The following is a 24,901-nucleotide window of genomic DNA, read 5'->3' as shown; positions in this document are numbered from 1 at the left end:
CCCCACGAGCCACCCCTCTCCCGCAACCCGATCCCCAGCCACATCGGTTGCCGAGCAGCGGGGTCAAGGTACTCTTTCCAGCCTTGACGCCGCTTCTCGGCAACCGAACACTGAAAGATCGGGTTCGGGAGGGGCAATCCGGGCGTAGCGAAGCGAAGCCGGCGCAGTAAATACACGCGTAGCGCAAGAAACCCGCGTAGCGCCCCCTACAAACCCGGAGCAGCAGCCCCAAACCCCCCGTACTTGCCAGCCTTCGCACGCTTCCGCACCTCATCGAAGTGCCGATGCACAGCCTCCTCGGCAGCATCCGCATCCCCAGCCACCAGGGCATCCACGATCGCCTGATGCCGCTTCGCCGTCGAAACCGCCGACCCCGCCGGCCCACCCAGCTCGGACTCCGCCGCCCGGTACACGTCCCAGAACAACCGCGTCAGCTCACGAGCGAGATCGAACCCCGCCTCCGCGCAGATCAGGTCGTGGAACTCGCGGTCGGCGGCCGCGCTGTCCGGTCCCTTGCTCCGCATCCGCGTCACGCACTCGCGCAGCGCGGAGATCAGCTCCGGCCGGTGCCGCCGGGCCACCCGGCGGGTCAGCTCGGTCTCCAGCATCTCCCGCACCTCGAGCAGGTCCCGCAGCCGGCCCGTGGTGCCGGCGCCCGGGGTGCGGGTGCGGAACAGCAGCCACGTGCGCAGCGCCTCGGACCCGGCGGACCCGACGAACGTGCCGTACCCGTGCCGCACCTCGACGATCCCCAGCGCCCGCAGCGCGCGGATGGCCTCCCGGATGGAATTGCGGCTCACCCCGATGTCGGCCATCAGGTCCAGTTCGGTGGGCATGGGCGAGCCGGGCGGGAGGTCCCGCTCGATGATCAGGTCGATGATCCGTTTGCTGATCTCGTCGCCGAGCTGAGGGCGTGCCACGTCCAACTCCCCGCCTCTGACCGCCGAATTTCCGGACATCCTACGTCAGACCCCTTGACCACGGGTCGCGCCGCTGTTTACTCTCACCCGGTCGATGGACGTCCTACGTCCTACTTCCTGCTCCGGCCTGATCAACGACGCACAAGTCAGGAGACGTCATGTCGCACAGCTTGTCCGGTCTCAGCCGCCGCGATTTCCTGCGGTACACCGGACTGGCCGGCACGGCCGCGGCCTTCTCGGTCACCCTGGGGGCCTGTGGCGGACCGGCATCCACCAACAGCACCGGCAGCTCCACCGGCACGCTCACCGCGGTCATCGGCTACGGCAACAACCAGACCTGGGACCCGCTGCAGACCGCGTCGGCGTTTTCGATGGCCGCCAACCTGCACTGCTACGAATCGCTGGTCGAGGGCGACCCGATCACCCGCGACCCGTTCCCCGGCCTGGCCAAGGCGCTGCCGTCCGACCTCACCGGCACCAGCCTGGAGTTCGAGCTGCGCGACGGCGCCAAGTGGCACGACGGCACCCCGGTGACCGCCGACGACGTCGTCTTCACCTACGCCCGCGTGCTGGACCCCAACGAGAAGGTGCTGGTCCACAGCTTCTTCGCGGACTGGCTGGCCGAGGTGCGCAAGACCGGCGAGAACTCCGTGGAGTTCGTGCTCAAGCACCCGTTCCCGTACGCCCTCAAGCGCATCCAGACCGCCAAGATCTGCCCCAAGCACGTCTTCGAGGGCAAGTGGAAGGACGCCGCGGGCGGCAAGGTCGTCGGCTCCGGCCCGTACAAGGTCGTCGAGCAGGCCCCGCTGTCCTACACCCGCTTCGAGAAGTTCGCCGAGTACAACGGCCCGCGCCCGGCGGCCTACCAGTCCATGCTGTGGAAGTCGATCGTGGACGCCGCGCCGCGCGTCGCGGCCATCTCCGGGGCCAATCCGGAAGCGCAGATCGTGGACAACATCCCGCCCGCCAACGCCGACCAGCTGCGCAGGTCCGGCCGCACGGTCGAGTTCGCCGACGGCGGCAACAACCTGTTCCTGATGTTCAACACCGCCCACGCTCCGTTCGACGACAAACTCGTGCGGCAGGCCCTGCACTACGCCATCGACAAGCAGAAGATGATCCAGATCGGCCTGCAGGGCGCGGGAACCGCGGCGACCTCGTTCATCAACCCGAAGCTGCCCGCCTCCCAGCCCGCGGCCAACGACTTCACCTACAACCCGGACAAGGCCAGGCAACTGCTGCGGCAGGCCGGGGTCACGAACCTGGCGATCACCCTGTCCACCACGAACACCTCGCTGGTCACCGACTGCGTCAAGGTCATCAAGGAGGGCTGGGACGCGATCGGCGTGACCACCACGCTGGACTCGCAGGACACCAAGGCGCTGTTCTCCAAACTGGACAGCGGCAAGGACTTCGAGGTCGTCGCCACCACGAACAACCCGCTGCAGTTCGGCAACGACCCGGACCTGCTGACGCGCTACTACTACGACAAGACGTCGGTGCTGATGACCACCTACGCCCGCTGGACCGGCCCGGAGTCGCAGGCCCTGCTGGACTTGCAGAACCAGGCCGCCGGGGAGAACGACGAGACCCGCCGCAACCAGCTCACCAAGCAGCTGCTCGACATGATCTCCGACCAGGCGGTCATCTACCCCGTGGTGTTCACCCAGCTCGGCACCGCGTGGAACGCGCAGAAGATCACCGGGGTGCGGGCGCAGGGCTACCCGGGCATCTACCTCAACCAGGCCAAGCCGGCCTGAGCGGGGAGCACTGCCATGGCCGTCGTCGTGCGGATGCTGCTCGCCCGCATCCTCGCCCTGATCCCGCTGGTGCTCGGGGTGGTCCTGTTCGTCTTCATCGTCATGCAGTTCTCCCCGGTGGACACCGCGGTGGCCGCGCTCGGCGACGCCAACCCCACGCCGGAGCAGCTCCAGCAGTTCCGCCAGGAGAACGGCCTGCTCGACCCGCTGCCGGTGCAGTACGTGCACTTCGTGTGGAACCTGCTGCAGGGCGACTTCGGCACGAGCGTGATCACGCGGGAGCCGGTCGGGCAGGTCATCGCCACCGCGCTGCCGCTGACCGTGCAGCTCACCCTGCTGGGACTGCTGCTCGCGATCGTCGCCGGGCTCGTGCTCGGCGTGACCTCGGCGCTGTTCCGCGACCGCTGGCCGGACCAGCTCATCCGGATCGTCACGCTGGCCGGCGTCGCCGCGCCCGCGTTCTGGATCGCGGTGCTGCTGGTCCAGTGGCTCGCGGTGGGCGAGGGCCTGTTCCCCACCAGCGGGTACGTCAGCCCGGCCGACTCGGTCGGCGGCTGGCTCAACTCGCTGACCCTGCCGGCGATCTCGCTCGCGCTGCCGGTGGCCGCGCAGCTGACGCGCATCATCCGCACCTCGATGGTCGAGGAGCTGGACAAGGACTACGTCCGCACCGCACGCGGCGGCGGGCTGCCGCCGGTGGTGGTCGTGGGTCGCAACGTGCTGCGCAACGCGCTGATCAACCCCCTCACCGTGCTCGGCCTGCGGGTCGGCTACCTGCTGGGCGGCGCCGTCGTGATCGAGACGATGTTCGCGCTGCCCGGGATGGGACAGAACATGATCCAGGCCGTCAAGGACGGCGACACCGCGAAGGTCCAGGGCTTCGTGATCACCATCGCGGTCGGGTTCGTCCTGGTCAACCTGATCGTCGACGTGCTGTACCTGATCGTGAACCCGCGCCTGCGGAGCCGGTCGTGATGCGCCAGCTGTACCGGCCCGGGCTCACCAAGCGGCTGTCCCGACCCGGCATCCGGTTCCGCCGGCTCAACACCGCGTCGTGGATCGCGGTGTCGGTGCTGGCCGTGCTCGCGCTGGTGGCGCTGATCGGCCCGCTGCTGGTCAAGGACCCCTACGCGCTGGGCACGGAGGTCACCGGGCCGAACGGCGCGCACTGGTTCGGCACCGACCAGTCCGGCCGGGACATCTTCTCCCGGGTGGTGCACGGCGCCCGCTGGTCGCTGGCGATCGGGCTCGGGGCCGCCGCGATCGCGCTGGTCGCCGGTGCGGCGATCGGCGCGCTGGCGGCCACCTCCCGGCGCGGGGTGGATTCGGTGATCATGCGCGTGCTCGACGTGCTGATGGCCTTCCCCGGCATCGCGCTCGCGGCCGTGCTCGTCGCCGTGTTCGGCCGCGGCATCGGGGTGCTGATCCTGGCGATCGCGTTCGTCAACGTGCCGCCGGTCGCGCGCGTGGTGCGGGCGAACGTGCTGGCGCAGTACAGCGAGGACTACGTCGCCGCCGAGCGCATCATCGGCGCGCGCCGGTTCTTCATCCTGGTCAAGCACGTGGCGGTGAACTGCGCCGCGCCGATCCTGGTGTTCTGCACGGTGATGGTGGCCGACGCGATCGTGTTCGAGGCGTCGTTGTCGTTCATCGGGGCCGGGATCCAGCCGCCCGACCCGTCGTGGGGCTCGGTGCTCGCCGACGGCAAGGACATGGTGCTCAACGGCGGCTGGTGGGCCACGTTGTTCCCCGGTCTGCTGATCCTGTTCACGGTGCTGGCGCTGAACGTGCTGTCGGAAGGCATCTCGGACGCGTGGGCGGCGCCCTCGGCCCGCACCGCGAAGGCGGCGGAGGTCGCCAAGGCGGTCGTCGCCGAGGAGGCGGCCGAGAACGTCGCGCCGGTGCTGCCCATCCGGGGCCTGCGCGAGGTGGGCGAGCGGCTGTCCCGCCGATCGCGCCCCCTCGACGGCCGCGCGGCGTTGCTGTCGGTGGAGGGGCTGACGATCTCCTTCCCGGAGCGGCACAACGGCGTCAACGTGGTCGACGACGTGTCGTTCACCGTGCGGCCGGGTGAGGTGCTGGGCCTGATCGGCGAGTCGGGGTGCGGCAAGTCGCTGACCGCGCTGTCGATCGTCGGCCTGCAGCCGCGGACCGCGCGGTTGTCCGGCCGGATCCGCTTCGAGGGCGCGGACCTGCTGACCGTGACACCGGCCGCGCGGCGGCGCCACCTCGGGCACGACATCGCGATGATCTACCAGGACGCGCTCAGCTCGCTGAACCCGGCGATGACGATCCACGCGCAGCTCAAGCAGTTCACCCGCCGCGGCGGCACGCGCACCCCGCGCGAGCTGGTGGAGCTGGTCAACCTGGACCCGGACCGCACGCTGCGGGCGTATCCGCACGAGCTGTCCGGCGGGCAGCGGCAGCGGGTGCTGATCGCGATGGCGTTGTCCCGCAGCCCGAAGCTGATCGTGGCCGACGAGCCGACCACCGCGCTGGACGTGACCGTGCAGGCGCAGGTCATCGCGTTGCTGCTGCGGTTGCAGGAGGAACTGGGCTTCGCGCTGGTACTGGTGTCGCACGACCTCGCGCTGGTGTCGGACGTGGCCGACCGGGTGGTCGTCATGTACGGCGGTCAGGTCGCCGAGGCCGGCACCACCGGGCAGGTCGTCGGCGCGCCACGGCACCACTACACACGCGGACTGCTCAGCGCGGTGCTGTCGCTGGAGGAGAACGACGCCCGGCTCACCCAGATCAAGGGCGTCGTCCCGGCCCCCGCGGACTTCGCGCCGGGTTGCCGGTTCTCCGACCGCTGCCCGGCCGCGCGAGCGCACTGCCGCACCGAGGCGCCGGTGGTCGCGGGCACCGGGATGGACCACCTCGTCGCGTGCCACCACCCCGCCGAGCCCATCGCGGAACCGGAGGTCCTGGTGAAGGGAGCGCCGGCATGAGCCTGCTGGAACTCGACGGCGTGCACGTGGTGCACAAGATCCGCTCGTCCGGCCTGTTCGGGCACGACTCGGTGCACGCCCTGACCGACGCGACGCTGACCGTCCGCCCCGGCGAGACGCGCGGCGTGGTCGGCGAGTCCGGGTGCGGCAAGACGACGCTGGCGAAGGTGGTCGTCGGGCTGCAGAAACCCACCCGGGGCGTGGTGCGCTACCGCGGGAAACCGGTGTCGGACCAGCGCGAGTTCGGCCGCGACATCGGCATGATCTTCCAGGACCCGTCGACCGCGCTGAACCGGCGGATGTCGATCGCCCGGATCGTGCGCGACCCGCTGGACGTGCACCGCGTCGGCACCCCGGCGCAGCGGGCCGAGCGGGTGCGGGAGCTGATGGAGCTGGTCGGCCTGCCGCCCAGCGTCGCGGACGCGGTGCCCGGCCAGCTCTCCGGCGGGCAGCGGCAGCGCGTGGCCATCGCCCGCGCCCTCGCGCTCGAACCGTCGCTGCTGGTCGCCGACGAGCCGACCTCCGCGCTGGACGTGTCGGTGCGCGCGCAGATCCTCAACCTGCTGCTCGACCTGCGCGAACGGCTGGGGCTGGCGATGATCTTCGTGTCGCACGACATCCAGACCGTGCGGAAGATGAGCGACCGCATCGTCACGATGTACCTGGGCCGCATCGTCGAGGACGCCCCGGCGGCGGCGATCCCGGGCGACGCGCACCACCCGTACACGCGGGCGTTGTTCTCCGCCACCCCCAGCCTGCTGAACCCGATCGAACCGATCGTCCTGACCGGGCCGGTGCCGTCCGCGGTCAACCCGCCGAGCGGGTGCGCCTTCCGCACCCGCTGTCCGAAAGCGACGGACGAGTGCGCCACCGCGGTGCCCCCGGCCGCCGACGCCGGCGACGGGCACACCTACCACTGCATCCACCCCGAGATCGAAGTGAGCGTGCGATGACTCGATTCACCGGCATCATCCCCCCGCTGTGCACCCCGTTCCGGGACGACTTCACGATCGACGTGGACTCGCTGCGCCGGCACCTGGACGTCCAGCTGGACGCGGGCGTGCACGGGGTGTTCGTGCTGGGCTCGTCCAGCGAGGTGGCGTTCCTGCCGGACCGGCAGCGGCGGGTGGTGATCGAGACGACGGTGGAGCACGTCGGCGGCCGCGTCCCGGTGCTGGCCGGGTGCATCGACATGACGACACTGCGGGTGGCCGAGCACATCCGGGTCGCCGAAGAAGCCGGCGCGGACGCGCTGGTCATCACCGCGCCCTACTACACCCGCACCCACACCGCCGAGATCGAGCAGCACTTCCGGCTGCTGCACGAGCGGGCCTCGCTGCCGATCTTCGCCTACGACATCCCGGTCGCGGTGCACTCGAAGCTGGACCGGGACATGGTGCTGCGGCTGGCCGCGGACGGGGTGCTGGCCGGGCTCAAGGACTCCAGCGGTGACGAGGCCGGGTTCGGCGCGCTGCTGCTGGACCGCCGGGAGCGCGGGCTGTCGGAGTTCGCCGTGTTCACCGGTTCGGAGCTGGTGGTGGACCTCGCGCTGCAGATGGGCGCGGACGGCGCGGTGCCCGGACTGGCCAATGTGGACCCGGCGGGGTACGTGACGATCTGGGACCGGTTCCGGGCGGGCGATTTCGCCGCGGCCCGGCGCGAACAGGACCGGCTGATGCGGCTGTACGACATCACGTGCGCCGCCCCGCCGGAGCGGATGGGCCGCGGCTCGGCCGGGCTGGGCGCGTTCAAGGCGGCGATGAAGATGCGCGGGTTCATCGACAACTCGGTGATGGCGCCGCCGCAGCTGCCGCTCAACGACGAGGAGCTGTTGCGCATCAAGGGCGCGCTGACCGAGGCGGGCCTGCTGTGATCCACTACGGCGCGGACTACAACCCCGAGCACTGGAGCGAAGACGTCTGGGACGAGGACGTCAAGCTGATGACCGAGGCCGGGGTCACGCTGGTCACGCTGGGCGTGTTCTCCTGGGCCAAGGTCGAGCCGCGGCCGGGCGAGTACGACTTCGGCTGGGTCGACGCGGTGATGGACAAGCTCGCGGCCGCCGGCATCAAGGTGGCGCTGGCGACGATGACCGCGTCGCCGCCACCGTGGCTGACCCACCGCCACCCCGAGGTGCTGCCGGTGCGCGAGGACGGAACCCGCCTCTCCCCCGGTTCGCGGCAGCAGTTCTGCCCGTCCAGCCCGGTCTTCCGGGAGCACGCGGCACGGCTGGTGGAGCAGCTGGCGAACCGCTACGGCGACCACCCGGCGCTGCACATCTGGCACGTCGGCAACGAGTACGGCTGCCACATCCGGGCCTGCTACTGCGACACCTCCGCCGAGGACTTCCGGTCCTGGCTGCGCGACCGGTACGGCTCGGTGGAGGCGCTGAACGCGGCGTGGTCGACCACCTTCTGGTCGCAGGGCTACTCGGACTGGGCGGAGATCCAGCCGCCGCGGGTGGCGCCGTCGTTCCGCAACCCCGCCCAGCAGCTGGACTACCAGCGGTTCTCCTCGGACGCGTCGCTGGCCTGCTACCGGGTGGAGGCCGACGTCCTGCGCCGGGTGACGCCGGACGTCCCCCTGACCACGAACTTCGTCGGGCTGGTGCAGAAGGCGCTGGACTGGCACGCGTGGGAGCCGCACGAGGACGTCGTGTCGCTGGACTCCTACCCCGAGCCCTACGACCCGCGCGGGCACGTCGAGGCGGCGTTCGGGTACGACGTGGTCCGGTCGCTCAAGGGCGGGCAGCCGTGGATGCTGCTGGAACACGCACCGAGCGCGGTGAACTGGCGCACGCACAACGGCGCCAAGGCCCCCGGCGTGATGCGGCAGGGCGTGCTGCAGGCGGTGGCGCGGGGGGCGGACGCCGCGATGTTCTTCCAGTGGCGGCAGAGCCGCGGTGGCGCGGAGAAGTTCCACTCGGCGATGGTGCCGCACGCCGGCGCGGGCACCCGCGTGTTCGCCGAGGCCCGCGCGCTCGGGCAGGACCTGGCGGCGCTGTCCGACGTGGCGGGCACCCGCGTGCGGTCGGACGTGGCGTTCCTGCACGACTGGAACAGCTGGTGGGCGCTGGAGCTGGACGCGCACCCGTCGGCCGACGTCACCCAGCTCGACGCGCACCTGGCGCACTACGCGCCGTTCTTCGACGCTGGCATCTCCTGCGACGTGGTGCGACCGGACCGCCTGGCCGGGTACCGGCTGGTCGTGGTGCCGAACCTGTACCTGCTCGACCCGGAGACCGCCGACGGCCTGCGGCGGTACGTCGAGGGCGGCGGGCACCTGGTGGTGTCGTTCTTCTCCGGCATCGTCGACTCCTGCGACCGGGCCCACCTCGGCGGCTACCCGGTGGCGCCGCTGCGGGAGGCGCTCGGGGTGTCGGTGGAGGAGTTCTGGCCGCTGGCACCGGGCATCTCGGTTCCGCTGAGTCCGGAGTGGACCGGGAGCGTGTGGTCGGAGGCCGTTTCGCTGGCGGGCGCGGACGCCGTCGCGACTTTCGGTGACGGTGACCTCGCGGGCTTCCCCGCGGTGACCCGCCACGCCTACGGCAGGGGCGTCGCCTGGTACCTCGGCACCCGGCTCGACCCGGCCGGGATGCGCGCGCTGGTCGACCGGGCCGCCGCGGAAGCGGGCGTGGCACCGGTCCTGCCCGGCCTGCCCGCCGGGGTCCAGGCCGTGCGCCGCGAGGGGCCCGGCCGGAAGTTCCTGTTCCTGCTCAACCACAACACGGAAGCGGTCGCGGTGGACGCCGGAGTCCCGGCGCCCGACCTGCTCACCGATTCGCCGCCCGCGACCCGGCACACGCTGCCACCGCGGGGCGTCGCTGTCCTCCGGATCGACTAACCGAAGGGAAGGCACATGAGATCGTTCGCAGCGTGGCGCGCGGTCCCGCTCCTCGTGGCGGTACTGCTCGCCGGTCTGCTCGGCGGCGGGGGCCCGGCCTCCGCCGACACCGCCAGACCGGGATTCGACCAGCAGGCGCTGTTCAACCCCAAGCAGGAGCAGGGCTACTTCTGCTTCCGCATCCCGGCCATCGTCAAGAGCACCAAGGGCACCCTCCTCGCGTTCGCCGAGGGCCGGGTCAACGACTGCGGCGACGCCGGTGACATCGACCTCGTCCTCAAGCGCTCCACCGACGGCGGCCGGACCTGGTCGCCGCTGGAGGTCATCAACTCCGGGGACGGCGACACCCACGGCAACCCGGTGCCGATCGTCGACCAGATCACCGGCCGGATCGTGCTGATCTCCACCTACAACGCGGGCCACACCGGCGGCAAGAACTGCGAGATGCCGTGCTTGCGGACCCCGCACGCGCAGTACAGCGACGACGACGGGCGCACCTGGTCCACCCCGGTGAACATCAGCGCCCAGGCGAGCAGGCCGGAGTGGAACGCCTGGTACGCCTCCGGTCCGGTGCACGGCATCCAGCTCACCAAGGGGCCGCACCGCGGGCGCCTGGTGTTCGGCGTGAACGCCGAAACCGCCGTGGGCGCCGACCCGGTGGCCAACCACGGCGCGCTCGTCTACAGCGACGACCACGGCCAGACCTGGCGCATCGGTGCGGTGGACACCTATTCGTTCCCGGCGAAGAGCCCCTACCCGCAGCGGCCCCAGGAGATCAGCGTCGTCGAGCTGGCCGACGGGTCGATCTACGCCGGCGGGCGCGAGCAGGGCGGTACCGACATCGGCAACCGCGACTACGCGATCAGCCGCGACGGCGGGGAGACGTTCAGCCAGCCGTTCCGGACGATTCCCGACCTGGTCACGCCGATCGTGCAGGGCTCGCTGCTGCGGCTGGACCGGCCGGGACCGGACCGGATCCTGTTCGCGTCGCCGTCGGACACCGACCGGCGGCGGTGGATGATGATCCGCTCGTCCTACGACGGCGGCCGGAGCTGGGAGAACGCCGAGCAGGGCACGCGGGTGACCGACGAGTGGTCCGGGTACTCGGACATGGTCCAGATCAGCGGGCGGTACGCGCGGACCACCGAGATCGGCCTGATGTACGAGGGCGGCCCGGTCGACGCGCGCGACGAGATCCGCTTCGCCCGCTTCACCGAGGACGTGCTGGGCTGGCGCAACTCGCCCGGCCCGACGACGCGGGACGTGTCCGGGGAGCGGTCGGACGCCTACCTGATCGGCGGCCCGGTTCCGGTGCCCGGCCGCTACGGTGACGCGCTCGACCTGGACGGGGTGGACGACTTCGTCCGCGTGCCCTACGACAGCTCCCAGGTCGTCGGCGCCGAGGACTTCACCTGGACCGGCTGGGTGCGGTACGGCGCGTCGACCGCCAACCAGGTGTTCTTCTGGATGGGCGGCATGGGTTCGACCGCGCCGCAGATCTGGCTGCGCGGCGAGCCCGGGGCGAACCGCCTGATCGCCTCGATGACGACCGCGGCCGGCTCCAAGCAGATCACGTCGGCGGGTGCGTTCAACGACCAGCAGTGGCACCACGTGGCGCTGCAGCGCACCGGCGGACAGCTGGTGTTGTGGGTGGACGGCGTGCAGGTGGCGGCCGGCCCGGCCGCGGCCGGATCGGTGACCGAGCGCGTGTCGTTCCAGTTCTGGCTGGGCCGCCGCCTCGACGGAGGCATGGGACTGGACGGCACCCTGGACGACGTCCGGCTCTACCGCAAGGCGCTGTCACCGTCCGAACTGACCGCGGTACGCACCGAAAACGCCCCGGTACGGGACGCCCTGGTGCTGCGGCTGCCGTTCTGAGCCGCGGAGTCCCGGCCCCGTACTCGCGGGGCCGGGACTTCAGTACGCGTCCAGCGTGGCGGTCGCCGCCTGCTGCCGCGGCGTGACCGGTCCGGCCGCGCCGTCGTCGGGGTGGCCGAGCAGGACCGCACCGTCCGGCGCGAGGACCCGCGTCGCCTCGCGGCCCTCCAGGATGAGAGGACGAGCCGCGGGAGCTGATCGAGGCCATCCCGCGGGTGGCCGGGTCGGTCACCCGCGAAGGCCGCGGCGTGCGGGTCCATGCGCTGCTCCCGGTGCTCAGGGGTAGAGGCCGCGCAGGCGGTGCGCCTCGGCGACCCGCTCGACGGCCTGCGCGGTGGCGGCGGTGCGCAGCGGCCTGCCGGTGGCGGTCGCGTGCGCCAAGACCTGCTCCCAGGCCTGCAGCATCCGCCGCCGCAGCCGGTTCTCGACCTCGTCGGCGCTCCACCAGTACGCCTGGTTGGCCTGCACCCACTCGAAGTACGACACGATCACCCCGCCCGCGTTGGCCAGGATGTCCGGCACCACCAACTGACCGTTGGCGGTGAACACGGCGTCCGCGTCGGGTGTCGTCGGGCCGTTCGCACCTTCGACGATGACCTTGGCCCGTACCCGGGGGGCGTTGGCCGCGGTGAGCACTCCCTCGACCGCTGCCGGGACGAGCAGGTCGGCGTCCCACTCCAGCAGGTCGGCCGGGCTGATCGCGTCGGCGCACGGGAAGCCGACCACGGAGCCGGTCGCGTCGACGTGCGCCTCCAGGGCGGGGATGTCCAGACCCCCGGGGGCCGCGATCGCGCCATACTGGTCACCGGCCGCGACGACGCGCAGACCCGCCTCGGCGAGGAACCGGGCCGCGCCGCGCCCGACCTTGCCGAAGCCTTGGACGGCCGCGGTGGCCCGCGTGGCCGCCACCACGCGGTGCGCCAGCGCCGCCAGTCCGATGTGGACCACGCCGCGGGAGGTGGCGCTGGATCGGCCGCGAGAGCCGCCGAGGCTCATGGGCTTGCCGGTCGCGACGCCGAGCACGGTGTGGCCCTGCTGGACGGAGAAGGTGTCCATCATCCAGGCCATGGTGTCCTCGTCGGTGCCGATGTCCGGGGCCGGGATGTCGCGCTCGGGGCCGATGAGCGGGCTGATCTCACTGGTGTAGCGGCGGGTCACGCGCTCCAGTTCGGCGCGGCTGTGGTGGCGGGGGTCGACGCGGATACCACCTTTCGCGCCGCCGTAGGGCACGTCGAGCAGCGCGCACTTCCACGTCATCCACATCGCCAATGCGCGGACCTCGTCGAGGGTGACGTGGGGGCTGTAGCGCAATCCGCCCTTGGCGGGTCCGCGGGAGAAGTTGTGCTGCACCCGGTGTCCGATCAGCACCTCGGTCTCGCCGGTGTCGCGGCGCAGCGGGATGCTGACCGTCACCTCACGGCGTGGGTTGGCGAGCATGTCGTACATGCCTTGGTCGTAGCCCAGCAGGGCCACCGCTTCCCGCAGTTGCGTACGGGCGTCGTCGAGCGGGTTCGCCGGCGGGTTCCCGCCCAGGCCGCTGACGTGCGGGACGCCCATGCTCTCGGCCGGGCCGGTGACCGCGGACGCCGGCATCCCGACCGCGATGCTGGACCGGAAGTCGCTCAGGGAGTTGCCGTCGACATCGGCCAGCACGCCGCCCGCAGCCGCGTGAACCGGCAGCGTGGTCCCGACACCGCGGGGGACCGCCGGGTGCCTGCGTTCCTGTGGTAGCGAGGGGCCGCCGGCGGCGGTCGCGGGATCGGTCATCACGTGCTCCAAGTCGCTGGGGGTCGACCTCATCGTCGGCGACCGGCGACCACGGCGGCATGTCCGAACAGCACTGTCCGACCCGGACTGCTTGTGCAACCATGTCGGCATGGTGACGGTCGGCGACCTCGTCGCGGTGGCATCGCTCAACCTCGTCCCGGCTCATCTGGCGGACGCGTCGGCGGTGCTGCGCTGGGCGGCCACCAGCGAGCTGCCCGATCCCACGCCCTTCCTGGAGGGTGGCGAGGTGCTGCTGACCACCGGACTGCAGACCGCCGAGTGGGACCAGGAGTGGTCGCGGTACGTCGACCGGCTCATCGCGGCGCGGGTCGCGGCGATCGGCTTCGGCACCGGGCTCACCCACGAGGCACTCCCGGCTGGCCTGGTCGCGGCGTGCCGCGACCAGGGGATGAACCTGGTCGAGGTACCGAGGGCCACAACCTTCGTGGCGATCAGCCACACCGTCGCCTCGCTGCTGGAGTCCGCGGCCGACGCCCAGGCCCGGGCCCAGCTCGACGCCCAGCGCAGGCTGACCCAGGCCGCGCTGCTGCACGACACCCCGACCCACCTGGTCGCCACGCTGGCCGAGGTGCTCGACGGAGCGGCGACGCTGCTCGGACCGGACGCCGTCCCGCTCACCGGCCCGCGGTGCGACGCGGTCGACGTCGCGGTCGTGCACGCCGAAGTGGAGCGTCTGCGCCCCAGTGGCCGCCGCGCCGCCGCCACTGTGCAGACCCGCGCGGGGACACTGGTCGTGCAGCCCATCGGCATCAGTGGACGGCCGTCGTCGCACCTCGCGGTGCAGGTCCCCGGGCGGCTGGGTGACACCGAGCGAACCACGGTCGCGGCGGCTGTCGCGCTGCTGGGCCTGACCGCCGAGACCCGCCGGGAACGCCGCGACCAGGTACGCAGGCTCCGGGTGCGCGCGCTGGAGTTGCTGGTTCAGGGCGATGTGCGTTCGGCGACCATCGTGCTGGACGCGGCTGGGGACCCGCCGGGGTTGGTACCCCCGCGCGTCGTCGTGGCGCGCGCGTCCGGCGGCGCCGAGGCCGTGGAGGAGGGGCTGTCGGTCCTCGAGCGGGCAGGCGATTTCGCCGCGCCCGTCGAGGACGAACTGTGGCTGCTCGCCCCGCCGGCGCGGATCGACAGCGCCGTGGCCGCCCTGACCGGCCTCGGGCTCCTGGTCGGCGTGGGCGACACGGTCGCCGTGACGGACGTGCGACGAAGCGTGGCCAACGCGGGCCACGCACTGGCCACGGCCTCGCCCGCCGCTCCGGTGGTGCGCTGGAGCACGGTGGTGGACGAGGGTGCGCTCACCGTGCTCGACCCGGAGCGGGCGACCGCGTTCGCGCGGTCGTTCCTGTCCCGCCTTGGCGAGGACCCCGATCTCCTCGAGACGCTGAGCAGTTTCCTGCGGCACAACGGCTCACGCCTCAAAGTCGCCCAGGAGCTGGCCGTGCACCGCAACACGGTCGGCAATCGGATCGACCAGATCGAGCGTGCACTGGGCGCCTCCCTCGACGCGCCGCAGACCAGGGTCAGCGCGTGGATCGCGGTGCAGGTGGCCACCGAGTGGGCGCGCTGACCGATGTTCAGTATGCACAACGGCCCGGCGGGCAAGAGTGCACAACTGCCCTGTTGCGGTCGGCGCCGACCCCATAGCGTGCCGCCCAACCACAAGGAGAGGTCATGAGGGTGCTACCCGTGCTGATGGCGCAGACACCGCCGATGCCACCAGGTGACGCCGTCGCCAGGCTGCACGACCACGTGCTCGACCAGGTCGGTGAATTTCCCGGTACCCGGCTCGTCGTCTACCCGGAGTTCCACACCTGCGGGACCGCTGGGTCCCGGTCCGAGCGCCACCGCCAGTACGAGGAGATGGCCGAACCGCTGGACGGGCCCCGCGTGCGGGCGCTGCGCGACATCGCCCGGGAAGCAGGTGTCTGGCTCATCCCGGGGACCGTGGTCGAGCGTGGACCGCGCGGGGAACTGTTCAACACCGCTCTGGCCATCGCGCCCGACGGCACGCTGGCCGCCCGCTACCGCAAGATCTTCCCCTGGCGGCCGGTGGAGCCGTTCACTCCGGGCGCCGAATTCGTCACCTTCGACATCCCCGAGGTCGGCCGCCTCGGCCTGGCGGTCTGCTACGACCTGTGGTTCCCCGAGGTCATCCGGCAGCTGGCGTGGCTCGGCGCGGAGTGCGTGGTGCTCCCCACTCAGACCTCCACCACCGACCGCGAGCAGGAACTCGTGCTCGCCAGGGCCGCGGCGATCCAGAACCAGGTGTTCGTGCTCAGCGTCAACGCGTCCGGCCCGGTGGGAACCGGGCGGACCATCGCCGTGGACCCGGAGGGCCTCGTCCGCTGCCAGACCTCGGGCAGCAGCCCGGAGACCCTCACCGACGTCCTCGACCTCGACGCGGTCACCCGCGTGCGCGCGCACGGCACCTGCGGACTGAACCGCATGTGGTCCCAGGCGCGGCCGGGCGACCCCGTGGTGCCGCTACCGCTTTACGACGGCCGTATCGAGCCGAGCCGGTGGGAACCCCTGCCCTGAACGGAGAGACCCATGCCGACTGAATCCCCGGGCCTGCGGCGAACGCTCACGCTGTGGCCGCTGGTCTTGTTCGGAATCGCCTACGTGACACCGTTCGTCGTCCTGACGACCTTCGGTATCTTCGCCGAGGCGAGCAACGGCACTCTCGCCGCCACCTATGCCCTGGCCACCGGCGCGATGATCTTCACAGCGCTGAGCTACGGCAAACTCGCCGGGCTCTACCCGCAGGCGGGCTCCGCCTACACCTATGCCCGCCGCGCGATCGGCGCGAAGGTCGGGTTCATGACCGGCTGGGCGCTGCTGCTGGACTACCTGTTCCTGCCGATGGTGGTGTGGCTCTTCGGCACCGCCTACCTCACCGACCAGTTCCCGATGGTGCCCGGCTGGGTGTTCCTGCTCGCGTTCATCGTGCTCACCACCACGCTCAACGTGATCGGGATAAGCGTCGCGACGAGGGTCAACCTGGCTCTGATCAGCTTCCAGGTCTTGGTGCTCGTGTTCTTCGTCGTGTTCTCTTTGGACGCCGTCGTCGAAACCTCGGGTGTGGCGGGCCTGGCGAGCGCGGAACCGTTCTGGAATCCGGCCTCGACCCTGGCCGCGGTCTCCGGCGGCGCCGCGCTGGCCGCCTACAGCTTCATCGGGTTCGACGCCGTGAGCACCTTCGCCGAGGAGACCGTCGAACCGCGGCGCACCGTTCCCCGCGCCATCGTGCTGACCGCCGCCGGGGCGGGCGGCATCTTCATCCTGGTCGCCTATGCGGTCCAGCTGGTGCACCCCGGCGGGGTCTTCGCCAACGCCGACAGCGCCGCGCTCGACATCGCCAAGGAAATCGGCGGCGACCTCTTCGGCGCGGTGTTCCTGGCCACGGTGATCGTCGCCCAGTTCACCGCAGGCATCCCCATCCAGGCCGCGGGCGCCCGCCTGATGTACGCGATGGGCCGAGACGGCGTCCTGCCGAAGAAGCTCTTCGCCGCGATCCACCCGCGCTTCCGGACGCCTTTCCTGAACATTCTGATCACCGGCGCGATCGGCCTGCTCGCCCTCGTCCTCACGGTCACCACGTCGACCTCGTTCATCAACTTCGGGGCGTTCATGGGCTTCTCCGTGGTGAACATCGCCGTCATCGCCCAATACTTTCGCGACCGGCGTACCGTGCGCCGCAATCCCGTCACGTGGATCATCCTGCCCCTGTTCGGCCTGTTCTTCGTAGGCTGGCTGATCATCAGCCTGGACGGCAAAGCCCTTGTCCTCGGCGCCGTCTGGGCGGCCGTCGGCCTCGGCTGGCTCGCCTACCTCACCCGGGGATTCCGCCTCGCACCGCCCGAACTCGACCTCGACGACACCAGCCACGCCGGCAGTACACAGCCCCGCGGCACGGTCCGCTGAGACGCGCCATACGCGACCGCGTACGTTTCGCCGCGTTGTGGCCGTACAGTCCGCGCACCAGGTCGTGACAGCCGTTCGCCATCCACGACCGGCGCTCCTCGCCGTGGGGAACGGCCGTCCTGCAGCCGCTCGGTTCGTCACGGTCACGATGGGCTCGTCATCGGGCTGACTTTCCTGTTCGGGTTCGGCAACGTGCTGAACCTCGCCCAGCTGCGAACCCGAGTTCCATTCCCCTGGGCTTGGTACATCTTTCGTGTTTATGGGTCCATTGGTTCCTCGCGCTCACTCGATCAGGGAGATCTCGACGCTCGGGCGCATGGACGGACGGATGAGTGTGAACTCCGTCTGTGTTCAAAGGAACAGGTGGGCTCACAAGCACACCCGGCCGCAGATCAGGCGCACCTTTGTTCATGCCCGTCTCCGCACAGAGTCCTAACCTGGAGAACTTTCTCACCCAGGAGCAGTGATGCATATTCTAAAATCGAGAGAAACAAACGGTCTTCGCACCCGTGGCGCGATGGTTGGTTTACTCGCCGGATGCATGCTGATTTCCACCGGATCGACCATGGCGTCGGCGGCAGAAACATCTGGCGACAATTTGCCGAACACCAAGAACGAAGTCCTCGTGCATGAAATCAAAGCGGGATGCACAGAGAATCCAGAAAGTATTGTCTGCAAGACGGATGAAAAATATTGGGCCAACGTCGATTCCCGCGCCAAATCCGTTATCGCGAAACTGGAAGCGGATAAGGATTTCATGGCGAGTGTCATGCCGAGCAAGCCGGGAATCCCACCGACGAAACCGATTGATCCAAAGCTCACCGCTGGGCTCGTAGTGGACAAGGCGCTCGCGCATCCCGAGTTCAAGAAGTATGCAAGCCGTTTGAAGCCATCAGCATCGAGCATAGCCGCATGGGCCGCTAGTGTCGCCACCACGGGAACGGTCGCAGTACTGACGGGTCAAGCCAGCGGACAGGATGTGGCCGAGACGGCGGTTTCCGGGGTACCCGTTGTCGGGCAGCTCTACGGCTTCTCGCAAGCCGCGAGCAAGGACGACGCCGAAGGCATGATCACGAACTCGATCGCACTCGCAGGAATTGCCGCGGCAGTTGCCGGCAACCCAGTTACCGGGTCGGCCGCCTCCGTGGGCCTAGCCGCCTATGAACTCGGCAAACTCTTCAAGGAAAAGCTGATCGACCAACAGAGCGGCAGAGACTGGACTTCCAATCCACCCGAGGATATCGACGAACTGTACGAGGCCGGCGCGCATATCTCCTGGACCGAGCACGACAACGCAACAGTGGACCTCGGCAGCGGACAGGACTCGCAAACCATAATCTTCGACTCTCGGCGGCCGGAAACCCTTGTGACCGACCAACCGCGAGTCAGCTACACGCTCAACGGAAGCGAAAACCCAGGAATCACCGGCGGTCCGATCGTCATCAGCGGAAAGATGGGCGGCTCATTCGACGTCAAGGATATTTCTTTTTCCCAGGCCGGAAGGACGGTGCCCGGGAATTGCGAAGACAACATCATCACGACCATGGGCACAGTTACCATGGATGAAGATGGAGGATTTTATCGAACTCTATTCTGTGCACCAAAAGAGGATGTGACCGTCACGCAGGACAACCCCGTTTCCGTGAAAATCACTTATGAAAAATACGGGGAGACTACTGCCGCTCCCGCCGACATGTCCATGTCATTCGAGGTAACCCCGGAAAACGGAGGCCCGGTCACCGCTGGGGTCCCCAATTTCAGCGTGCAGCTGTAGTGTGCCGGACGACAGCATTTGACCCCGTTCGCGCGGGGCGTCGCGCGGGAACCGTCACCGGCCACGAGAGGTCGGTGACGGTTCCACGGATCAGCCCATTTTCGGATGTCTCGCACGAGGTAGGAGAGGGGCCGCAGCGGATCACCCGCGAGGAGCTGCCACACCCGTCCGGTCGAACCTCGTGATGCCACGGGGCGGTCGGCGTCGCCCGCGCCCAGCAACTGGCTGGCCAGGCCACTGACCAGCCGCACCATGAGGAAGCTGCCGCGGATGCCCTGACCGCGAGTCAGGGCGACCCCCAGCCCGACCGGATCTCCGGTCCGGGCCTGTGCCACGGCGTCGCCGGGTACCTGTTCTGCGACTCCTGCAGTCGGCGCATGAACGGTAAGACACGTCGCGGGATTCGTCGCTTCGCGGGGGCGAGAAGTCGGGACGGTGACGACCCTGCCGGCCCGCGCCACCTCGACATCGAAGGCGGTGCTCCGGACCCGGCCGCCCTGGTGTCCCTGGCCACGAAGCGCTCAATGCGGAACGTATGCAGCGGCCACCCCTGCGTCACCGCATCCAGCGCGGCCTGGCGCCAGGGCCGGCCCGCAGCGGTGGACACGCCCGCCGTCAGAGGACTGCCGAGATAGGTCACGAGGTCGAGCACGCTGGAGCGCGACCGGCTGCGCCGTCGAGCGACCTCACGCCGCCTGTCTGCCCTGGCTGATCATGTCTGCGAGTCTTGACCATACGTGTTCCTCGAAACGCCTCAAGGTCGTTTCATCCTGCGCTCCCTCGGCAACCACGACGACCAGACCCCATACGACCTCGCGGCAGTGATTGGTCCTGGTGATGAGCAAATCAGCAGCCAGCTCGTCTTCGCGGACAATCCGGAAGGCATGACCAGAATCGCCTTCACCAACACGTCGGAAAGGTTCTCGTTCCTCGACGCGGAGGCCGACGAGGAAGCCGCGCTGAGCCGCCGGCTGGGCCGAGCCCAGGGCGCAGTCCGGAACTCGTGGCAAGCTCGACGTCACCGCGGCTGGCCCGGAGCAGATCGTCGGCCCGCTAGACCAGTTCATCGCCCAGCCGGGGTGCCCTTGGCGTCGCGGGCGTAGGTGGTGCGGACGCCGTTGTCGGTGACCTTGGTGATGCCGAGGGCGGACTGCACGAACTGGTGCGTGTAGGTGGTCGCTCCGGCCTTCTCGACGATGGTGTTGGGCTGGGTCTGGTCGGTCGTGCCGTAGCCCGCCGAGAAGACCTGTTGCCCGTTGGAGGTCACTGACCTGCCGAGTCACCCTGGCCGGCCCGACGATCGCCGCAGCAAGCCTGGCCGCCCAGGACGCCGCCACGGCACAGCAACGCGGCAACGGCGGAGCGGACCAGGCGCTGGGACGACCTGGTCCCATGCTTGTGGTGCCCCCGGCAGGACTCGAACCTGCGACCTAGAGATTAGAAGGCTCTTGCTCTATCCGGCTGAGCTACGAGGGCCTGGCGCCGACGACCACAGGCCGTCCTGACCTGCAGTTTAGTCAACGTCACTTCCCCTATCGCCGGACGGCGGGGGAACGTTTCAACCTCGGCCGATGAACGGCATCTTCGTCGCCGTCACCGTCATGAACTGCACGTTCGCGGTGAGCGGGAGGGCCGCCATGTACCGCACGGCCTCCGCGACGTGTCTCACATCGAACGTCGGTTCGGGCAGTTCGCGGCCGTCGGCCTGGCGGGCGCCCCGCGCGATGCCCGCGGTCATCTCCGTCGCCGCGTTGCCGATGTCGATTTGACCACACGCGATGTCGTACGCGCGCCCGTCCAGCGACAGCGACTTCGTCAGGCCGGTGATGGCGTGCTTCGTCGCCGTGTAGGCCGCGCTGCCGGGGCGCGGGGTGTGCGCGGAGATGGAGCCGTTGTTGATGATGCGGCCGCCGCGCGGGTCCTGGTGCTTCATGATCCGGAACGCCTCCCGCGCGCACAGGAACGCGCCGGTCAGGTTCACCGCCACGGTCTGCTGCCACGCCTCGACCGGGATCTCGTCCGGGTCGCCAGCCGGGCCGAACGTGCCGGCGTTGTTGAACAGTACGTCGACCCGGCCCCAGCGGGCCGTCACCGCCTCGAACAGGGCGCTGACCTGCGCGGGGTCGGCGACGTCGGCCGCGTGCACCAGGGCGTCCGGCGCGCCGGCGGCGGTCTCCGCCAGCGCGTCGGCCCGGCGACCGGCCAGCGCGACGCGGTAGCCGTCCTCCAGCAGCGCCCGCGCCACGTGCCGGCCGATGCCGGAACCCGCACCCGTCACGACCGCCACCCCACCCATGCGCACCTCCCGCTCAGACCCGAACCTGCGACCCAGAGATTAGAAGGCTCTTGCTGCCCAGCCGGGCACCTCCCGCTACACAGTCAACACGACCTTGCCACGTCCGTGCCCGGTCTCGATCTCCCGGTGCGCGTCGGCCGCCTCGTCCAGGGGGTACGTCCGCCGCACCAGGAAGCTCAGCTCGCCCCGGTCGTACATGCCGGCCAGCTCGGCGAGCCGCTCGGCCGACCGCTGCCCGCGCACCAGCTGCACGCCCAGTGACTCCGCCCGGCCGTGGTCCACCAGGGTGACGACGCGACGTCGCTCCTTCACCAGGGCGAGTGAAAGATCGAGCGCCGGACCACCCGCCCCGTCCAGGACCGCGTGCACCCCACCGGGTGAAAGCGCTCGCAGCCGGTCCTCCAGGCCATCGCCGTAGACGACCGGCGTCGCCCCGAGTGAGCGCACGTACTCCTGGTTCGCCTCGCTCGCGGTGCCGATCACGGACGCGCCCCACCGCCGCGCCAGCTGCACCGCCGCCGTGCCGACCGAACCCGCCGCCGCGTGGATCAGCACCGTCTCCCCCTGGCCGACGCCGAGCTGCCGCAACGCCAGGTACGCCGTCTGGGTTCCGGCGGTGAACCCACCCGCGACGGTCCACGGCATCCCGGCCGGCTTGGCGGTGATCTGGTCCTGCCCGACCACCACGTACTCGGCGTAGCAGCCCAGCACGTTGAAGCCGAGCACCTCGTCACCGACCGACCACGCGACCCCGTCCCCGGCCTGGTCGACCACGCCGGCGAACTCGTTGCCGGGGATCCGCGGCCAGGTCAGGCCCGTCGCGTACGGCGGCTCCCAGCCGCCCCGGACCGCCGCGTCGAACGGCCGGACCCCCGCCGCCCGCACGCGGACCCGGACCTGTCCCGGACCCGCCTGGGGGTCCGGGAGGTCCATGGTGCGCAGAACGTCGGGACCACCGGGTTCGGTGAACGCCGCTGCCTTCATGAAGTGCCTCCTCGATTCGACCTGCGAGATCAACGGTGACACCTCCAGTTAACTAGAGGTCAACGACGAAAAAAGCTCCCCGCGCCCGTGGACGCGGGGAGCCTCGTCGTGACTCAGAAGTTGATCATGTGTCCGGCGAGGCCGTGGATGGCCTCCTTGACCGCCTCGCCGAGGGTCGGGTGCGCGTGCACGTTCCGGGCCACCTCGTGCACCGTCAGGTCCCACTGCTGCGCCAGCGTCAGCTCCGGCAGCAGCTCGGTCACGTCCGGCCCGATCAGGTGGGCGCCGAGCAGCTCGCCGTACTTGCCGTCGGACAGGATCTTGACGAAACCACCCGAGTCGGCCAGGCCGTGGGCCTTGCCGTTGGCCGTGAACGGGAACTTGGCGACCTGCACGTCGTAGCCCTGCTCACGCGCCTGCGCCTCGGTCAGGCCGAAGCTCGCGACCTGCGGCTGGCAGTACGTCGCGCGCGGGATCATCGTGTAGTCGAGCTCCATGGTCTCCGCGCCGCCGATCGTCTCGGCCGCGACGATGCCCATCGACTCCGCCGCGTGGGCCAGCATCAGCTTCGCGGTGACGTCACCGATCGCGAAGATGTGCGGCACGCTCGTGCGGCAGCGCCCGTCGACCGCGATGGCGCGGCGCTCGGTCAGCTCGACGCCGGTGTTCTCCAGCCCGTAGCCCTCGACGCGCGGCTGGAAGCCGATCGCCTGCAGGACCTTGTCGGCCTCCAGCGTCTGCTGGCTGCCGTTGCTGGACACGGTGACCTTGACCTTGTCGCCGCTGTCGTCGATGCTCTCGACCTTCGTGCCGGTCAGGACCTTGATGCCGAGCTTCTTGTAGCGCTTGGCCAGCTCCTTGGACACGTCCGCGTCCTCGAGCGGCACCATGCGGTCCAGGAACTCGACGATCGTCACGTCCACGCCGTAGTTGTGCATGACGTAGGCGAACTCGACGCCGATCGCGCCGGCGCCGGCGATGATGATGCTGCCCGGCAGCTCACGGGAGAGGATCTGCTCCTCATACGTCACCACGCGCTCGGACAGCTGCGTGCCCGGCAGCAGCTTGGTGGTGGCGCCGGCGGCGATGATGCAGTGGTCGAAGGTGACGGTCTCGGTGCCGTTCTCACCGGTGACCTCGATGGTGTGCGCGTCGGTGAACTTGCCGCGTCCGGTGAACTCCTGGATGTTGTTCTTCTTCATCAGGAAGTGCACGCCCTTGACGCGGCCGTCGGCGACCGAGCGGCTGCGGTCGAACGCGGCGCCGTAGTCGAAGGTGATCGGCCCGTCCGAGCTGATCCCGAAGGTCTTGGCCTCCTTGGTGACCAGGTGGGCCAGCTCCGCGTTGCGCAGCAGCGCCTTCGACGGGATGCACCCGACGTTCAGGCACACGCCGCCCCAGTACTTCTCCTCGACGATCGCCGTCTTCAGGCCGAGCTGCGAAGCCCGGATCGCCGCGACATACCCGCCGGGCCCGGCACCCAGCACCACAACGTCGAAATGCGCACTCATACCCGCCACCCTATGCCCTCGCGGGCGAGCCGGTCGTGGGTGCTCGGACCCACGACCGGCCCCTGATCAGGCGCGCTCGAGGATCACGACGGGGATCTTGCGGTCCGTCTTCTTCTGGTACTCGTCGTAGTCCGGCCACACCTTCGCCATCTTCGGCCAGAGCACCTCGCGCTCGGAGTCGGTGGCGGTGCGGGCCTTCGCGGTGAACTTGTCGGCCTTGACCTGCACCTTGACCCCGGGGTTGGCCTGCAGGTTGAGGTACCAGCCGGGGTGCTCGGGCGCGCCGCCCTTGGACGCGACGATCACGTAGTCGCCCTCGTGCTCCTGGTAGATCAGGGCGAACTTGCGCTCCTGACCGGTCTTGCGGCCGATGGTGGTGAGGATCAGGATCGGGGCGCCCTTCTCCCAGTCGTGACCGACTTCACCATCGGTCTCCTCGTAGCGGCGGACGTGTTCGTCACCGAAGAGCATGCGGGGTCCTTTCGTCTCGACAGAGTTCTCCGTGAATGCGCAACGCGGGGCGCGGCGGGGGTATTTCCGGGGTCACTTTCGGTGATCCCCACTCGCTCGGGTGGTCCTGACCAGGCAAAAGCCGGAAATCGACCTAGAATTCGGCCCAACGCCGACCGCGGGAGGAACGATGAGCGACCGGCAGCACGTGACGCTCGAGGACGTGGCGAGGACCGCCGAGGTCTCGCTCGCGACGGCGTCGCGTGCGCTCAACGGCACCACCAGAGTGCGCGACGACCTGCGGGAGCGGGTCCTGTCGGCCGCGGCGGAGCTGGCCTACACGCCCAACGCGCACGCGCAGGCTCTCGCCGGCGGGTCGCGCCGGACGGTGGGCGTGATCTGCCACGACATCAGCGACCCGTACTTCGCGGCGATCACCCGTGGGGTGATGCGGGTGGCCGACAGCCACGGCCTGCTCGTGATGCTGGCCGGCACGTTCGCCGATCCGGATCGCGAGCTGGCGTGCGTCTCGACGCTGCGGGCGCAGCGGGCGTCGGCGATCCTGCTGACCGGTTCGGCGTTCGAGGACCGGGCGTGGGAGCGGCGGATGGCGGCCGAGCTGGAGCCCTACCGGCGCGGGGGCGGGCGGGTGGCCGTCGTGACGCGGCACCGGTCGCTCAAGGCGGACACGATCGCGCCGGACAACCGGGGCGGCGCGCGGGCCCTCGCCGAGGCGATGCACCGGCTGGGCCACCGGCTGTTCGCGGTGGTGACGGGGCCGCCGCAGCTGACCACAGTGGCCGATCGGGTGGCCGGGTTCCGGGA

20 protein-coding genes, 1 tRNA gene and 1 pseudogene are annotated in these 24,901 nt (G+C 70.0%); 13 read left to right on the top strand and 9 right to left on the bottom strand.

Annotated features, from left to right (window positions below):
- Positions 1-206: 206 nt before the first annotated feature.
- A complete protein-coding gene (locus tag D0D28_RS21135) occupies positions 207-920 on the bottom strand; it encodes a FadR/GntR family transcriptional regulator (protein WP_116111746.1) in 714 nt (237 codons plus the stop codon).
- A 158-nt stretch (positions 921-1,078) separates the two neighbouring features.
- On the opposite strand from D0D28_RS21135, the gene D0D28_RS21130 reads away from it, so the two are divergent.
- Genes D0D28_RS21130 through D0D28_RS21100 form a run of 7 tightly spaced genes read left to right on the top strand, consistent with a single transcriptional unit; the run spans position 1,079 to position 11,352 of the window.
- Positions 1,079-2,680, top strand: a complete 1,602-nt coding sequence (locus D0D28_RS21130) for an ABC transporter substrate-binding protein (RefSeq protein WP_116111727.1) — start codon at positions 1,079-1,081, stop codon at positions 2,678-2,680.
- 15 nt (positions 2,681-2,695) lie between these two features.
- On the top strand, positions 2,696-3,655 hold the full coding sequence (locus D0D28_RS21125) for an ABC transporter permease (protein ID WP_094004126.1): 960 nt from the start codon (positions 2,696-2,698) through the stop codon (positions 3,653-3,655).
- On the top strand, positions 3,655-5,631 hold the full coding sequence (locus D0D28_RS21120; protein ID WP_116111745.1) for a dipeptide/oligopeptide/nickel ABC transporter permease/ATP-binding protein: 1,977 nt from the start codon (positions 3,655-3,657) through the stop codon (positions 5,629-5,631). The genes D0D28_RS21125 and D0D28_RS21120 overlap by 1 nt, the downstream gene beginning before the upstream one ends.
- Positions 5,628-6,584: an oligopeptide/dipeptide ABC transporter ATP-binding protein gene (locus D0D28_RS21115; RefSeq protein ID WP_116111726.1), complete on the top strand. Its 957-nt coding sequence runs from the start codon at positions 5,628-5,630 to the stop codon at positions 6,582-6,584. Before D0D28_RS21120 ends, D0D28_RS21115 begins: the two co-directional genes overlap by 4 nt.
- Complete coding sequence (locus D0D28_RS21110) at positions 6,581-7,504, top strand: dihydrodipicolinate synthase family protein (RefSeq protein WP_094004124.1); 924 nt, start codon at positions 6,581-6,583, stop codon at positions 7,502-7,504. Before D0D28_RS21115 ends, D0D28_RS21110 begins: the two co-directional genes overlap by 4 nt.
- Entirely contained in the window at positions 7,501-9,474 is a 1,974-nt protein-coding gene (locus D0D28_RS21105; protein WP_116111725.1) for a beta-galactosidase, read from the top strand. The genes D0D28_RS21110 and D0D28_RS21105 overlap by 4 nt, the downstream gene beginning before the upstream one ends.
- A 15-nt stretch (positions 9,475-9,489) precedes the next feature.
- Positions 9,490-11,352, top strand: coding sequence for a sialidase family protein (locus tag D0D28_RS21100; protein WP_116111724.1), 1,863 nt, complete (start codon positions 9,490-9,492; stop codon positions 11,350-11,352).
- A gap of 276 nt (positions 11,353-11,628) precedes the next feature.
- Here the strand turns inward: D0D28_RS21100 and D0D28_RS21095 are convergent, their stop codons facing one another.
- Complete coding sequence (locus D0D28_RS21095; RefSeq protein ID WP_205413325.1) at positions 11,629-13,119, bottom strand: Glu/Leu/Phe/Val family dehydrogenase; 1,491 nt, start codon at positions 13,117-13,119, stop codon at positions 11,629-11,631.
- 109 nt (positions 13,120-13,228) lie between these two features.
- Between D0D28_RS21095 and D0D28_RS21090 the strand changes: the two genes are divergently transcribed.
- The 5 genes and pseudogenes from D0D28_RS21090 to D0D28_RS37685 form a co-directional block, all read left to right on the top strand.
- Entirely contained in the window at positions 13,229-14,704 is a 1,476-nt protein-coding gene (locus D0D28_RS21090) for a PucR family transcriptional regulator (RefSeq protein WP_116111723.1), read from the top strand.
- A 104-nt stretch (positions 14,705-14,808) separates the two neighbouring features.
- Positions 14,809-15,675, top strand: a complete 867-nt coding sequence (locus D0D28_RS21085; protein ID WP_198958144.1) for a carbon-nitrogen hydrolase family protein — start codon at positions 14,809-14,811, stop codon at positions 15,673-15,675.
- 12 nt (positions 15,676-15,687) lie between these two features.
- Positions 15,688-17,061: an APC family permease gene (locus D0D28_RS21080; protein WP_094004118.1), complete on the top strand. Its 1,374-nt coding sequence runs from the start codon at positions 15,688-15,690 to the stop codon at positions 17,059-17,061.
- A 466-nt stretch (positions 17,062-17,527) separates the two neighbouring features.
- Positions 17,528-18,835, top strand: coding sequence for a hypothetical protein (locus D0D28_RS35750; RefSeq protein ID WP_162831142.1), 1,308 nt, complete (start codon positions 17,528-17,530; stop codon positions 18,833-18,835).
- Positions 18,836-19,032: 197 nt separating this feature from the next.
- Positions 19,033-19,470, top strand: a pseudogene (locus D0D28_RS37685) (hypothetical protein); the annotation flags it as partial.
- Between the two features lie 51 nt (positions 19,471-19,521).
- On the opposite strand, the gene D0D28_RS35745 reads toward D0D28_RS37685, so the two are convergent.
- From D0D28_RS35745 to D0D28_RS21035, 7 genes are all read right to left on the bottom strand, one after another.
- A complete protein-coding gene (locus D0D28_RS35745) occupies positions 19,522-19,857 on the bottom strand; it encodes a hypothetical protein (RefSeq protein WP_162831141.1) in 336 nt (111 codons plus the stop codon).
- A gap of 41 nt (positions 19,858-19,898) precedes the next feature.
- A complete protein-coding gene (locus D0D28_RS21060) occupies positions 19,899-20,102 on the bottom strand; it encodes a hypothetical protein (RefSeq protein ID WP_116111721.1) in 204 nt (67 codons plus the stop codon).
- Between the two features lie 132 nt (positions 20,103-20,234).
- Positions 20,235-20,311, bottom strand: a tRNA-Arg gene (locus D0D28_RS21055).
- Positions 20,312-20,393: 82 nt separating this feature from the next.
- Entirely contained in the window at positions 20,394-21,131 is a 738-nt protein-coding gene (locus D0D28_RS21050) for an SDR family oxidoreductase (RefSeq protein WP_116111720.1), read from the bottom strand.
- Between the two features lie 75 nt (positions 21,132-21,206).
- Positions 21,207-22,115: an NADP-dependent oxidoreductase gene (locus tag D0D28_RS21045; protein ID WP_116111719.1), complete on the bottom strand. Its 909-nt coding sequence runs from the start codon at positions 22,113-22,115 to the stop codon at positions 21,207-21,209.
- 113 nt (positions 22,116-22,228) lie between these two features.
- Positions 22,229-23,626 carry a dihydrolipoyl dehydrogenase gene (gene lpdA, locus D0D28_RS21040; RefSeq protein WP_116111718.1) on the bottom strand — a complete coding sequence of 466 codons (1,398 nt, stop codon included), beginning with the start codon at positions 23,624-23,626 and terminating at the stop codon, positions 22,229-22,231.
- A gap of 66 nt (positions 23,627-23,692) precedes the next feature.
- Entirely contained in the window at positions 23,693-24,097 is a 405-nt protein-coding gene (locus D0D28_RS21035; protein ID WP_116111717.1) for a nitroreductase family deazaflavin-dependent oxidoreductase, read from the bottom strand.
- A gap of 169 nt (positions 24,098-24,266) precedes the next feature.
- Between D0D28_RS21035 and D0D28_RS21030 the strand changes: the two genes are divergently transcribed.
- A partial coding sequence (locus D0D28_RS21030; protein ID WP_162831140.1) for a LacI family DNA-binding transcriptional regulator occupies positions 24,267-24,901 on the top strand: 635 nt, incomplete at its 3' end.

Origin of the sequence: Amycolatopsis ruanii, from assembly GCF_003385175.1 — a bacterium.
Taxonomy (GTDB): Bacteria; Actinomycetota; Actinomycetes; order Mycobacteriales; family Pseudonocardiaceae; genus Amycolatopsis_E; species Amycolatopsis_E thermalba.
The sequence above is the reverse complement of the archived record's forward strand: the minus strand, read 5'-3'. Positions and strand labels throughout refer to the sequence as shown.

Excerpts from the sequence above, each read along its gene's own strand:
- D0D28_RS35750 (WP_162831142.1), top strand. The coding sequence starts at position 17,528 with ATGCATATTCTAAAATCGAGAGAAACAAACGGTCTTCGCACCCGTGGC.
- D0D28_RS21045 (WP_116111719.1), bottom strand. The coding sequence starts at position 22,115 with ATGAAGGCAGCGGCGTTCACCGAACCCGGTGGTCCCGACGTTCTGCGC.
- D0D28_RS21050 (WP_116111720.1), bottom strand. The coding sequence starts at position 21,131 with ATGGGTGGGGTGGCGGTCGTGACGGGTGCGGGTTCCGGCATCGGCCGG.
- D0D28_RS21090 (WP_116111723.1), top strand. The coding sequence starts at position 13,229 with ATGGTGACGGTCGGCGACCTCGTCGCGGTGGCATCGCTCAACCTCGTC.
- D0D28_RS21125 (WP_094004126.1), top strand. The coding sequence starts at position 2,696 with ATGGCCGTCGTCGTGCGGATGCTGCTCGCCCGCATCCTCGCCCTGATC.
- D0D28_RS21100 (WP_116111724.1), top strand. The coding sequence starts at position 9,490 with ATGAGATCGTTCGCAGCGTGGCGCGCGGTCCCGCTCCTCGTGGCGGTA.
- D0D28_RS21080 (WP_094004118.1), top strand. The coding sequence starts at position 15,688 with ATGCCGACTGAATCCCCGGGCCTGCGGCGAACGCTCACGCTGTGGCCG.
- D0D28_RS21120 (WP_116111745.1), top strand. The coding sequence starts at position 3,655 with ATGCGCCAGCTGTACCGGCCCGGGCTCACCAAGCGGCTGTCCCGACCC.
- D0D28_RS21035 (WP_116111717.1), bottom strand. The coding sequence starts at position 24,097 with ATGCTCTTCGGTGACGAACACGTCCGCCGCTACGAGGAGACCGATGGT.
- D0D28_RS21110 (WP_094004124.1), top strand. The coding sequence starts at position 6,581 with ATGACTCGATTCACCGGCATCATCCCCCCGCTGTGCACCCCGTTCCGG.
- D0D28_RS21115 (WP_116111726.1), top strand. The coding sequence starts at position 5,628 with ATGAGCCTGCTGGAACTCGACGGCGTGCACGTGGTGCACAAGATCCGC.
- lpdA (WP_116111718.1), bottom strand. The coding sequence starts at position 23,626 with ATGAGTGCGCATTTCGACGTTGTGGTGCTGGGTGCCGGGCCCGGCGGG.
- D0D28_RS21095 (WP_205413325.1), bottom strand. The coding sequence starts at position 13,119 with ATGACCGATCCCGCGACCGCCGCCGGCGGCCCCTCGCTACCACAGGAA.
- D0D28_RS21130 (WP_116111727.1), top strand. The coding sequence starts at position 1,079 with ATGTCGCACAGCTTGTCCGGTCTCAGCCGCCGCGATTTCCTGCGGTAC.
- D0D28_RS21085 (WP_198958144.1), top strand. The coding sequence starts at position 14,809 with ATGAGGGTGCTACCCGTGCTGATGGCGCAGACACCGCCGATGCCACCA.